The following is a 12,296-nucleotide window of genomic DNA, read 5'->3' as shown; positions in this document are numbered from 1 at the left end:
GGAGGACTCCACGAATCCGGCACCCGTTCTCCGATCCCTGAGCCTGTCGAAGGGCACACGAACAACTTCCACAGTCACCCTCACTCGGCATCTGGAATGTCAGTGGTCCATGGTGGACTTGTCCCATGACCGAGACCCCCCTCACCGCGACCCGCGTCGGCGACGAGTACGCCGCGCAGCTCGCGGAGTTCTCGGACCATTACGCGGACATCCAGCGGCGTCGCGCCAACCTGGACGCTGAAGAGGCCCGGCTCCTCGCCCGCTCAGCGGCCTACGCGGACGCCTACGCCGACTCGGTCATCCCGACGGCCTTCACTCCGGCCGAGCGCCTGGCGCTCTCGCGCCGCTCCGCCTGCGCGGCCCTCGCGATGGCGACCCGCACCCCTGAGCGGACCGTGCAGCGTGCGACGAACGACGCCGAGCGCCTGGTGAACGAAGCGCCGGCCGTGCTTGCCTCCCTTGAGGCCGGTCGTATCTCGGCGCGGCACGCGCAGACGATCATCGACCAACTCAGTGACGTGCCGACCGCAGGGCGGGCGGCGTTCCTCGCCGAGGTCCTGCCGGTCGCAGAGGAGTCCACGAACGCGGACCTTCGCAGGCGCGCCCGCGTCCTGCGCGAACGACTCCACCCCGACTCCATCACCGCCCGAGCGATCCGCTCCGAGGCCGACCGCCGCGTCGAGTTCGAACCCGCATCGGATGGTATGGCCTGGGTGCATCTCTTCACCACGGCCCCGATCGCGCAGGGCATCGTCGAGCGGATTGAGGCGGCCGCCGCCGAGTCACGCCAAGCGGGCGACATCCGCACCTGCGCACAATTGCAGGCCGACGCACTCGCGGCGCTCGCACTCACCGGCGTCACACCTGACGACGTCAGGTCGAGCCCGGTGCTCCCGCACCCGATCGAGGTGCAGGAGCACATCACGCCGGCCGTGCAGATCACGGTCCCGGCACTGAGCATGGCCGGTGTCTCAGACGCCCCGGCCACCCTCGACGGCTACGGGCCCATCGACCCCGAGACCGCCGCACGCATCGCGGTGAACGCGCCGAGCTTCACCCGGATCCTGGTCCAGCCGGAAACGGGTGCGGTTCTGTCCGTCGGACGGCATCAATACCGCGTTCCGGCCGACCTCCAACGGGCAGTGCGGTTGCGGGACGGCACTTGTCGGGCACCTGGCTGCGGGAGACGGGCCCGGGCTTGCGATCTCGATCATTCCGTCGCCTGGGAACACGGAGGCACGACAGATGTGGGGAACATCGCGTGCCTGTGTCGACATCACCACCGCCTGAAGCACCTCCCCGGGTGGAACCTCGACCACGGACCGGGCGGGGTCCTCGAGTGGACGACACCTGACGGCAAGCACCACCGGACGGCACCGGACCCCGCACCGTTCTGACCCCCGCCGGTCCCTGAGCTGCGCCGCACTTCGACAAGCTCAGTGACCGGGCGAGGTGTGCTCGGAGTGGTGAGGCGTCGTCGTGGGCACTTCGACAGGCTCAGGGACCGGGGAGGACGGGCTCAGTGACCGGGAGAGGTGCACTTCGACAGGTTCGCTGACCGTGTGTGGGTGAGTCCGGAAGGCTCTGGTCCCTGAGCTTGTCGAAGGGCAGCCGGGTCGCGCCGGCTCAGCGACCGGGCGAGGCGTGCCTGGGTGTTCCGGGCCCCTGAGCCTGTCGAAGGGCGCTCGGGCGTGGCACTCCCGGGTGGCTGCACGGCCTGAGAGGTTCGTGGCAGGCCGCGCAAGCGGTCGAGCCCGGCATGCACCCGCCCCTACGCTGGACGCTTGCGCCGTACGGCATCGGTCGGCGGAGGAACACATGGTGCACGACCGACTCGAGGAGGCATGGATGTTCGTTTGGCAGAGCTGGTGGGGTGTCGCCGCAGCGGCCGGGATAGCGCTGATCGCAGCGCTCGTCGTCATCGTGATCGTGTCGGTCTCCTTCCGGATGGCGGCGCGACGGAGCGAGTGGCCGGGAGCGCTCGCCGGGAGTGCCCGTCACCCCTTCCGGGCCCTCGTGATCCTGGTCGCCGTGTGGCCCGCGGTTGCGGCGACGCTTCCCGATGAGACCGCCCGTGGGTTCATCGACCAGACCTTCCGGATCGCGGTCATCGCCGCGGCCACATGGCTGGTCGCCGCACTGCTCGCCTTCGTCATCGGGCTCGGTCAGGCGCGGTACCGCATCGACGTCCCGAACAACAAGGTCGCCCGCCGCATGCAGACGCAGCTCGCGCTCGTCCGCCGCTTGGCGATCGCGGTCGTCGTCATCGTGGGTGTCGCCTCGATCCTCCTGACGTTCCCCGGCGTCCAGGGCGTCGGAGCGAGCGTGCTGGCCTCCGCCGGTGTCGTGAGCATCGTCGCCGGCCTCGCCGCGCAATCCGTCCTCGGGAACGTCTTCGCCGGGATCCAGCTCGCCTTCAGTGACGCGATCCGCGTCGACGACGTCGTCATCGTCGAGGGGGAGTGGGGCCGGATCGAGGAGATCACCCTCACCTACGTCGTCGTCGGCATCTGGGACGACCGCCGCATGGTGCTCCCCTCCACCTATTTCACCTCCACGCCCTTCCAGAACTGGACGCGGAACACGAGCGAGCTGCTCGGGTCGGTCGAGTTCGACCTCGACTGGTGGGTGAGCCCCGCGGTCATGCGGACCGAGCTGGAGCGCATCCTCGACCGCACCGACCTCTGGGACGGCCGGGCGCAGGTGCTGCAGGTCACGGACGCCGTCGGCGGCTACGTGCGCATCCGCATCCTCGTCACCGCGGTGGACGCACCGACCCTCTTCGACCTCCGATGCCTCGTACGCGAGCAGATGGTCGAGTGGATCCTCGCGCAGAACCCGTCGGCGATCCCGCGCAACCGGGTGCAGATGGTCGAGCAGGAGCCTCGTCCGGAGCCGAAGCGCGGCGGTCCGGTGACCGAGCCGGTCGGGCTCTTCAGCGGCAGTGCCGAGGCCGAACAGCGCGCGAGCCTCTTCACGTCGTCGATCACCCTGCCCGACCTGGACGACGAACCCGAACGCTGACCGTCGCGCGGCCGGACGCGTGTGCACCGAATCGTTGTCGTTCCGGCGATCCTGTATGCGCTTCCCATCGCTACCATCAAGGGAACCTCGCCGGGTGACCTGCCGGCGGGCCGTCGGCGCTGCTGCCGACGTGAACGGACGGCGCCGGCCCGAACCCCGGCGACGGCATGCGAAGGAGACCGCGCGTGAACGACGACACCCTCTTCCTCACCGATGAGGACACCGCCGTCCCCGGCGAACGCCCGGAGCAGCGTCTCGAACGACGCTCCGCGTCCGTCCTGAAGCACCGACTCCTCGAGCAGGAACGCAAGCAGTTCGAGGAGTCCCTCGCCTCGGCGAAGACGGACGGCGCCCTCGAACGCGCAGCGGCCCTCATCGTCTCCGCCCGGCGACGCTTCCTCATCGGGGCGTCGAAGTCGTTCACCTACGCGTCGCTCCTCGCCGCGGACCTCAGTTACGGCCTCGCGAACGTCACACTCATCGACGGCACCATCGTGCGTCCCCTCGACGTCCTCAGCGACGTGCGGACGAGCGACGTCATGATCGCCGTGTCACTGCAGCGGTACCGGAAGTACACGATCGACTCCGTCGTCCCGTTCGCCGAGGCGGGAGGCAGTCTCGTGCTCATCACCGACGCGCCGAACGCCCCGCTGACCCCGTACGCCGACGAGACGATCGTGCTCGGCCGTGCCGAGGACGGGCACCCGAGTTCCTCGATCGGGATCGCGCTCACCCTGCACGTCCTCGCCACGCTCACGACGGCCAGCGCCAAGGGCGCCGGCCGTCGGGCGGTGGAGCGGGAGCGCCTCGCCGAGACGCTCGGGGTCTACGTCTCCGACGAAGACTGAGCGCGGACCGGGCTCAGCTGCCCGAACCCTTTCCCTCGCGCACGATCGACAAGGGTTCCGTGATGTCCTCGAGGGACTTCCGCGCGGCGTCGACCCCGAAGATGAGGGCGATCAACCCGCCGAGGATCATCACGCCGGCGCCGACGAAGTAGCCCACGGTGAGCGGCCCGCGGTCGGTGCCGTCGCCGATCAGGATCCCGTACAGCAGGGGCGCGACCGAACCCGCGATCTGTCCGATCGCGAAGAAATAGCCGATCACCTGGCTGCGGAGCTCGAGCGGGAAGATCTCGCTCACGGTCAGGTAGGCGCTGGACGCGCCGGCGGAGGCGAAGAAGAACGAGACGCACCAGAAGATCGTCTGCGTCGTCGCGTCGAGCGCACCGGCGTTGAAGAGCACCGCAGACACGGCCAGGACCGCCCCCGAGACGCCGTAGGTGAGGAAGATCATCTGGCGACGACCCCAGGTGTCGAACAGCCTGCCAAGGAGGAGTGGGCCGAGCAGGTTGCCGATCGCGAAGGGGAAGAAGTAGTACTGCGTCGACGAGGGGCTCGTGCCGTAGAAGTTCTGCAGCACGAGCGCGTAGGTGAAGAAGATCGCGTTGTACAGGAACGACTGCGTGATCATCATCGCGAGGCCGACGAAGGTGCGCTTCGGGTACTTCGAGAAGAGGACGCCGAAGATGGTCCGGATCGGGATGTGGCCCTGGGCCTGCACCGTGAGCGCCTTCGACTCGTCGACCGGCTCGATCGTCCCGCCCTGTTTGCGGACGGTCGCCTCGATGTCGTCGACCGTTGCCTCCGCCTCCTGTTCCCGACCGTGCGTCATGAGCCAGCGCGGACTCTCGGGGATGTGGCGTCGCAGGAAGATGATGGCGAGGCCGAGGACCGGCCCGATGAAGAACCCGATGCGCCAGCCGACGTCCTCCGCGAAGTAGTCGGTGTTCAGCAGGAAGAGGTTCGCGGCCGATCCGAGGGCGGCGCCGCCCCAGTAGGTGCCGTTGATGGCGATGTCGACGTGTCCGCGGTACTTGGACGGGATGAGCTCGTCGATGGCCGAGTTGATCGCCGCGTACTCGCCGCCGATGCCCATGCCGGCGAAGAACCGGAAGATGGCGAGGAACCAGAACGTGGGGGACAGGCCGGCGATGCCACTCGCGACGAGGTAGATCGCGAGGGTCAGGATGAAGAGCTTCTTGCGGCCGAGGCGGTCCGCCATGCGGCCGAAGACGAGCGCTCCCGTCACCTGGCCGAGCAGGTAGATCGTCCCGAGGAGGCCGACCTCCGCCGCCGACAGCCCCAACGACTTCTGGAATCCGGCGGAGGCGACGATCTGGATCTCGAGGCCGTCGAGCACCCACGAGAAGCCGAGACCGACGACGATCATCCAGTGGAACCGGGTCCACGGCAGTCGGTCCATCCTGGCGGGGACGAGGCTCCGCACCGGGGCCGGTTGCCCGGAGGTCGACGTGTTCGACATGGAATGGCTCCTTCCACGGCCGTCCCGTCGACGGTCGATCCGGGAGATGACGCTACTCCCGCGGCGGGCATCGGACGTCGCCGATCGGTGCCCCTTGACTTCGTCCTGGCGGAGGAGCACCCTACGCCCGGCACCCCGTGCGATGGCGCCCCGTGGCGCGGAATGGTCGTACGCTCGAAGCGCGACGAGATCGCGGACGGCTGCCGAGGGCCGTCGAGGAGGAGGCGGCATGCACCTGGTCGAGGACAGCACCGAGACGGACATCACGCGGGTCTTCCAGGACCGGATCACCTCCGGCGTCGCCCCGGGGTCGTACGTCGCCGTGTTCGACCGCGAGCGGGTCCGGTTCGAGCAGGGGTTCGGCGGGGTCGCCGTGGGCGGTCCGGTGCCCGACGCCGACACGCTGTTCCGCATCGCCTCCTGCACGAAGAGCTTCACCGCCGCCGTGCTCCTCATCCTCCGCGACGCCGGCCGCCTCGACCTGGACGCGCCAGTGGACGGGTTCGTGCCGGAGTTCTCGCCGGTGCTCCCTGACGGAGTCGCCGTCCGTCCGACCGTACGGATGCTCCTGACGATGTCGGGTGGGCTCGGAACGGACGATCCGTGGGGTGACCGCCAGGAGTCGATCACCGTGGACGAGTTCCGGCGGCTGCTCGTGCGCGGCGTCCGATGCGTCACGACACCCGGGACGGCCTTCTCCTACTCGAACCTCGGCTACGCGTTGCTCGGGCAGGTCATCGAGCGTGTGACCGGTGGCTCCTACATCGATGCGGTGACCTCGCTCCTGCTGGAGCCGCTCGGGCTCGGCGCCGTGTTCGAGCGACCCGAGGGCGACGGGGCGGTCACGGCCACCGGTCATCGTGTCCGCCGCGAACGGGACGTCGATGAAGACGGCCGATTCGTCGAGGTCCCGTTCTCCGGGCCCGGGGTCTTCTCCTCGATCGGCGGGCTCTTCGCCTCGGCCTCCACCCTGATCGGATGGGGGCGCTGGCTCGACGGCGCGTGGACCGGGGACGAGACCGGACCGCTGTCGAGCGCCAGCCGCCGCGAGATGCAGCAGCTGCACCGGCTGGCTCCGTCGCGGCCCACCCTCGACGGCGTGCCGCCGAGACTGGCGCTCGGCTACGGTTTCGGCCTCTTCGTCGAGGAGGACGCCGACCTCGGGACGCTCGTCTCGCACTCGGGCGGCTACCCCGGCTACAGTGCCCACATGCGGTGGCACCCGACATCGGGGTTCGGCGTCGTCGCCTTCGAGAACGCCGGCTACGCGGCCGTGGCGAAGCCCGCCGAACAGGCCTTGCGGCTGGCGATCGCGGGAGCCCAGGCCTCCGGCGAGCTGCTGGAACCGGCGATCCGCCCCTGGCCGGAGACCCTCGTGGCGTCCATGACCGCGACCGGGCTGCTGTCGCATTGGGACGACCGCGTCGCCGCGTCGCTGTTCGCCGAGAACGTCGCCCTCGACCGACCGCTGGACGAGCGACGCGAGGCGGTCGACGCCGCTGTCACCGCCGTCGGTGGCATCGCCGAGGTGGCTTCGGGACGTGCGACGCCGATCTGCGATTCGCCGGACCACCTGGTCTGGTTCGTCGAGGGGACGGAGGGCCGCCTCCGCCTGGAGGTCCGGATGACACCCGTGCTCCCGCTCCGGGTCCAGACTTTCACGGTGACGGTCGACGACCAGGGGGTGTGAACGCCGAACGCCGGCAGCTGAGGCTCAGCTACCGGCGTTCAGGTGGAACAGGGTGGTTCGGTTCAGCCGATCGAGTCGTCGTCACCGTTGCCGTTGCGGTTCGTCGGGGAGATGTCCTCCGTCGATTCGACGTACTCGTAGTCGGCCGTCGTCGGGCCGTCGTGGTCGCCGGTGTTCGTCGCTTCGCCGACGGGACGGTAGATGAGCTGGCCTTCGCCGTAGGGCAGGACGAGCTCGCCGTCCTGACCGTCTTCGAGCGGGATGATCTCGCTGTCGAGCGGGCCGCCGGTGAGTTTCGCAAGAGTCTGTGACATGTCGCCAGCCTAGCCCCGACGACTGTCAGAGTGCTGCGATGGTCCAGGACACCCGGTGTGGTGTATTGGGAGCCAGGACGACGAGGTCGGTCCCGGTCGAGAAGGCGTCGGGTGGGCAGGTCATCGGTTCGATGGCGAGCCCCAGTCGGTTGAGCTCCGCGACGGGCTGATCGGCCGTGTGCACCTGGACCCAGGGCAGACCGTCACCCCAGTGCACGGCGACGCCGCTGCCGGATGGCGTCGTCACGCGCACCGTGACCCGGCCGTCGACGTCGCGATCGAGCGTCGTGTACGCGTGATCGATGAAGGTGTCGCCGATGGTCCGGGGTGACCGGAAGTCGAAGTGCTCCGTCGCCTCCGTGTCGACCGGCTCCAGCGAGACCGGGATGAGCCGGTCCGGCGTGACGGTGAGCACCTCGGCGGCGGGCAGTTCGAGCGTCCAGTCGTCGACACGGCCCTCGCCCGCGACGAGGTACGGGTGCGGTCCGGTGCCGTAGGGTGCGTCGACGTCGCCGAGGTTCAGCGCCTCGACGTCGGTGCGGAGTCCGTCGTCGTCGAGCGTGTAGGTCGCGGTGACCTGGACGCGGAACGGATAGCCCTCCTGCGCCTCGATGACCACGCGGAACGCCGCTGACGCCGCGCTCGACGACACGAGGTCCCACTCCGACCAGGCGGCGAGCCCGTGGAGGGCGTGACCGCGAGCGGGTTCCGTGAGTGCGAGCTGGTGGTCGACGCCGGCGAAGGTGTACCGGCCGTCGACGACGCGGTTGGGCCACGGGGCGAGCATGGCGCCGCGGAACGCAGGACGGACATCCTCGGCGTCGAACGGGACCACGAGGTCTCGGCCGTCGTGCCGCAGGAACCGCAATGAGGCACCGACCGAGGCGATCGACGCGGTGTACGCACCGTGCTCGAGATCGACCCGTCGTCCCGAGATCGGACGTCGGTCGACGGAGGCGGACGGGGAGACGGCGCTGGTGGATTCGATCACGGCCCCATTCTGTCGCATCGACGCCGACCGACCCCGCCGACTGGCGGTGCGGGTCGGGCGGTGGGACGCGGCTCAGTCGAGCGAGCGGCCGCGCATGTCCGAGAGGAACAGTGCGGCGACCGCGGCGACGACGAAGAAGGCGGCGAACACGGAGAAGAGCAGGGCCTGTCCTGCGAGGAGGAGCACCGGAACCGACAGCGGGGCGATGATCGAGGCGATGCGGCCGATACCGGCGGCCCACCCGGCCCCGGTCGCACGGAGCGCCGTCGGATACAGCTCCGGGGTCGTCGCGTACAGGGCGCCCCAGGCGCCGAGGTTGCAGAAGGACAGACACATGCCGAACACGATGATCATCGGTTCGGTCGTCGCCGTGCCGAACAGGACCGCCGACACCGCGGAGCCCGCCAGGAAGGTCGCGAGGGTCTGCTTCCGGCCCCAGGCCTCGATCAACCACGCCGAGACGGCGTAGCCCGGGATCTGGGCGAGGGTGATGATCAGGGTGAAACCGAAGGACCGGACGAGGGAGAACCCGGAGTCGACGAGGATCGTCGGGATCCAGATGAACGCGCCGTAGTAGGAGAAGTTGACGCAGAACCACACGATCCAGAGCGAACCGGTGTCGCGGCGGTGCGTGGCCACCCACAGTCTACGGAGGCGCTCGCCGGCGGAGGGGCCGGTGCTGACAGGGGTGTCGGTGGTGGTCTCATCAGCGGTCTCCGGGTGGGCGACGCCGGCCGATGCCTCGAACTCGCGGACGACCGCTTCTGCCTCGCGGTGGCGCCCACGCGACTCGAGGAAGCGCACCGACTCCGGGAGACGCGTCCGCACGATGGCCGCGTAGACCGCGGGCAATGCACCGATGGCGAGCGCCCAGCGCCACCCGTCGTCGCTCGTCGGCACGACCAGGTAGCCGATGAGGGCGGCGGCGATCCACCCGACGGCCCAGAACGCCTCCAGGAACACGATGATCCGCCCGCGGATCCGTGGCGGGGCGAACTCGCTCATGAGGGTCGAGGCGACGGGCAGCTCGGCGCCGAGTCCGAGGCCGACGATGAACCGCAGCACGATGAGCACGCCGAGTCCCCAGGCCAGGGCCGACGCGCCCGTCGCGATGCCGAACACGAGGAGTGTGATCGCGAAGACGTGGCGTCGACCGACCCGGTCGGCGAGCAGACCGCCGAGCGTCGCACCGATGGCCATGCCGAGGAACCCGGCTGAGGCGATCCAGGAGAGCTCCGTGTTCCCGAGCTGCCACTGGACGGCGAGCTGGGCGAGCACGAAGGACACGAGTCCGACGTCCATGGCGTCGAGGGCCCAGCCGACGCCGGAACCGACGAGCAGTCGCCCGTGGGCCTTGGTGAACGGGAGCGCGTCGAGGCGCTCGCTGCGGGTGCGGGGTGTGGTGGGGGCGGTGGACACGTCACCATTCTGGTGCAGGATGTGCCCACCGGCGTCGGTCCGTCGCAGATAGGCTGACGGCACGAACTGCAGGCGTGCGGCCGGGCAGTTCACCCGCTCCGCCCGCCGTTCCGTCGAAAGGCCACTCCCGTGACCGATGCACCGCCTCCCGACCCCCAGCAGCCTGACGGACGCCCGCCGCAGTGGCCGACAGGTCAGCAGCCGCAGCAGCCGTATGGTCAGCAGCAGCAGCAGCAGCCGTATGGCGGGCAACCACAGCAGCCGCCGTACCGGCAGGGACCGCAGCAGCAGAACCCGTACGGTCAGCAGCAGAACCCGTACCCGCAGAACCCGTATGGCGGGCAGCAGAACCCGTACCAGCAGAACCCCTATGGCCAGCAGCAGAACCCGTACGGCGGACAGCAGCAGCCACCGCAGCAGAACCCGTACCAGCAGCAGCCACCGCAGGGGCCGCCCGGGTTCGGCCAGCAGCCGCCGCCTCCGGGCGCCCCGAAGCGCAAGCGGACGGGGCTCATCATCGCCCTCGCCGTCGGTGTCCCGCTCGTGTTGGCGGCGATCATCACCGTCGTCGCCCTCGTCCTCTCGCAGGGTGGCGCACCTGTCGCGGATCCGAGCCCCACCCGCTCGGCCACCCCGACGAAGACCGCTTCTCCGACGCCCACGGAGACGGACTCGACGCCGGAGCCGACGAAGACCTATGTCTCCATCCCGCCCGACCTCGACTTCGCGGCCGGGCAGGACGTCCCCGCCGAATGGACGGCTTACCTGACGAACGACCTGGATTCGTCCTGGGCGGCGATCGGTCCGGACCGGAACGGCGTCGAGATCTACCGGAACGCGGCGACCTCCTGCGACGTCGGACTCGGCAACATCGCGCTGACGCCTGACGAGATCGCGGTCGGAGACGACGAGAAGTCGAGCGACGCCTACATGGCGAAGTACGTCGGGGCCGACTACGTCAAAGCGGACGGCACGACGGAGCAACTGAACTACAACAGCGGTGGGGGCCTCATCGAGTTCCGGGTCCTGTCGTGGACGCAGCCCTCGGGGGAGCGCACGTACTGGGGCGTCCGGTCGCTCACGAAGATGGGGATCCTCGTCGTCTTCACCTTCACGTGCAAAGACCAGGGGTCGCTCGACCTGCTCGCAAGCGACGTCGTGAACCTCATCTCCGTGGAGCTGCTCCCGAAGCGCTGACCGGTCCCGTCGTCAGAACGCGCGGAGGACCGCCTGCGCGACCGTGAAGATCGCGAGGCCGGCGAGCGCGCCGACGATGGTGCCGTTCAAGCGGATGAACTGCAGGTCGCGTCCGACGAGCAGCTCGATCTTCTGGGTCGTCTCCCGGGCGTCCCAGCGCTCAACGGTCTCGGTGATGATGCTCGCGATGTCGTGCCGGTAGCGGGTGACGACGTAGGACAGTGCGTCCGCGACGCGGGTGTCGACGCGGGTGGAGAACGCTCGATCCGTCGACAGCCGCCGGCCGAAGTCCGCGATGGTGCCGGAGATCCGCACGCGGAGGTCGCTGTCGGGGGCGTCGAGTGCCTCGAGGAACGCGCTCTTCGCGGCCGTCCACGTCTTACCGGCGACCTCCCGGACGCGAGGACTGTCGATGACCTCGTGTTTGGCGTTCTCGAAGCGGGTGATAGTCGCGTCGTCGTGCTGCAGCTGCTCCGCGAGCTCGCCGAGATACCCGTCGAGGGCATGACGGAGCTGGTGGTCGGGGTCCGCGCGGACGGCCTGGACGAAGGACACGGCCTCACGGTAGAGCTTGTCGTCCACGAGCCGGTCGACGAAGGACGGCACCCAGGTCGGCAGACGGCTCGAGACCAGGCGCTCGAACGCCTTCGGGTTCGTGCTCAGCCACTCACCTGTGCGGTCGAGGAGGAGGTCGACCGCGTCGTGGTGCGCGCCCACGCCGACGATGTGCTCGACCCAACGGCCGATGTTCGGGGCCCACTGCGGGTCGATGAGGTGTTTGGACGCCAGTGCCTCGATGACCTCGCGGACGTCGTCGTCGGACAGCGTCTCCAGGAGACCCCGCACCGCGATGGACCCCTCGGCGGTGACCCGCTCGGCGTTCGCGGGCTCGGACAACCAGCCGCCGAGCTTCTCGGAGACGGAGACGGACGCGAGCTTCTGCCGCACGACCTCTTCGGAGAGGAAGTTGGTCTCCACGAACTCGCCGAGGCTGACGCCGATCTCGTCCTTGCGCTTCGGGATGATCGCCGTGTGGGGGATCGGGATGCCGAGCGGGTGCCGGAAGAGGGCGGTGACGGCGAACCAGTCCGCGAGCGCCCCGACCATGCCGCCCTCGGAGGCGGCCCTGACGTACGCCAACCACGGGTAGCGCCCCTCGAGCGCGAACGCGACGGCGAAGATGACCGCCATGACGAGGAGCAATCCGGTGGCGAGGCGTTTCATCGATCGCAGGGCTCGCGCACGGTCCGCATCGGCGGCGGTGAGTTCGAGTGTGGGGGAGCTCGTCATCCGCCCATCCTAGGCTCGTCGACCGTGTCCTCCGGTCCGACGGAGC

Annotated in this window: 10 protein-coding genes; 5 read left to right on the top strand and 5 right to left on the bottom strand. The window is 69.5% G+C overall.

Annotated features, from left to right (window positions below; all coding sequences use genetic code 11):
- Window positions 1-125 precede the first annotated feature (125 nt).
- The 3 genes from BIU99_RS10915 to BIU99_RS10905 all read left to right on the top strand — a co-directional run bounded on the left by BIU99_RS10915 (window position 126) and on the right by BIU99_RS10905 (window position 3,872).
- Entirely contained in the window at window positions 126-1,397 is a 1,272-nt protein-coding gene (locus BIU99_RS10915) for an HNH endonuclease signature motif containing protein (protein ID WP_071261162.1), read from the top strand.
- A 451-nt stretch (window positions 1,398-1,848) separates the two neighbouring features.
- Window positions 1,849-3,024: a mechanosensitive ion channel family protein gene (locus BIU99_RS10910; RefSeq protein WP_071261262.1), complete on the top strand. Its 1,176-nt coding sequence runs from the start codon at window positions 1,849-1,851 to the stop codon at window positions 3,022-3,024.
- 185 nt (window positions 3,025-3,209) lie between these two features.
- Window positions 3,210-3,872, top strand: coding sequence for a MurR/RpiR family transcriptional regulator (locus BIU99_RS10905; protein ID WP_217634985.1), 663 nt, complete (start codon window positions 3,210-3,212; stop codon window positions 3,870-3,872).
- A 13-nt stretch (window positions 3,873-3,885) separates the two neighbouring features.
- Here the strand turns inward: BIU99_RS10905 and BIU99_RS10900 are convergent, their stop codons facing one another.
- Window positions 3,886-5,349 carry an MFS transporter gene (locus BIU99_RS10900; RefSeq protein WP_071261158.1) on the bottom strand — a complete coding sequence of 488 codons (1,464 nt, stop codon included), beginning with the start codon at window positions 5,347-5,349 and terminating at the stop codon, window positions 3,886-3,888.
- A 229-nt stretch (window positions 5,350-5,578) separates the two neighbouring features.
- Here BIU99_RS10900 and BIU99_RS10895 point away from each other — a divergent pair, with 229 nt between their 5' ends.
- Window positions 5,579-7,039: a serine hydrolase gene (locus BIU99_RS10895; RefSeq protein ID WP_071261156.1), complete on the top strand. Its 1,461-nt coding sequence runs from the start codon at window positions 5,579-5,581 to the stop codon at window positions 7,037-7,039.
- A 62-nt stretch (window positions 7,040-7,101) separates the two neighbouring features.
- On the opposite strand, the gene BIU99_RS10890 is transcribed toward BIU99_RS10895, so the two are convergent.
- The 3 genes from BIU99_RS10890 to BIU99_RS10880 all read right to left on the bottom strand — a co-directional run bounded on the left by BIU99_RS10890 (window position 7,102) and on the right by BIU99_RS10880 (window position 9,763).
- Window positions 7,102-7,353: a hypothetical protein gene (locus tag BIU99_RS10890; protein WP_064296533.1), complete on the bottom strand. Its 252-nt coding sequence runs from the start codon at window positions 7,351-7,353 to the stop codon at window positions 7,102-7,104.
- Between the two features lie 25 nt (window positions 7,354-7,378).
- Window positions 7,379-8,344 carry an aldose 1-epimerase family protein gene (locus tag BIU99_RS10885; protein WP_369808466.1) on the bottom strand — a complete coding sequence of 322 codons (966 nt, stop codon included), beginning with the start codon at window positions 8,342-8,344 and terminating at the stop codon, window positions 7,379-7,381.
- 72 nt (window positions 8,345-8,416) lie between these two features.
- Window positions 8,417-9,763, bottom strand: coding sequence for an MFS transporter (locus tag BIU99_RS10880; RefSeq protein WP_254773610.1), 1,347 nt, complete (start codon window positions 9,761-9,763; stop codon window positions 8,417-8,419).
- A 129-nt stretch (window positions 9,764-9,892) separates the two neighbouring features.
- On the opposite strand from BIU99_RS10880, the gene BIU99_RS10875 reads away from it, so the two are divergent.
- Window positions 9,893-10,960: a hypothetical protein gene (locus BIU99_RS10875; RefSeq protein ID WP_071261154.1), complete on the top strand. Its 1,068-nt coding sequence runs from the start codon at window positions 9,893-9,895 to the stop codon at window positions 10,958-10,960.
- A 12-nt stretch (window positions 10,961-10,972) separates the two neighbouring features.
- Here BIU99_RS10875 and BIU99_RS10870 read toward each other — a convergent pair whose 3' ends face one another.
- Entirely contained in the window at window positions 10,973-12,250 is a 1,278-nt protein-coding gene (locus tag BIU99_RS10870; protein WP_064296531.1) for a DUF445 domain-containing protein, read from the bottom strand.
- Window positions 12,251-12,296 lie beyond the last annotated feature (46 nt).

Origin of the sequence: Plantibacter sp. MMLR14_011, assembly GCF_001865025.1 — a bacterium.
GTDB lineage: Bacteria > Actinomycetota > Actinomycetes > Actinomycetales > Microbacteriaceae > Plantibacter > Plantibacter flavus_A.
The sequence above is the reverse complement of the archived record's forward strand: the minus strand, read 5'-3'. Positions and strand labels throughout refer to the sequence as shown.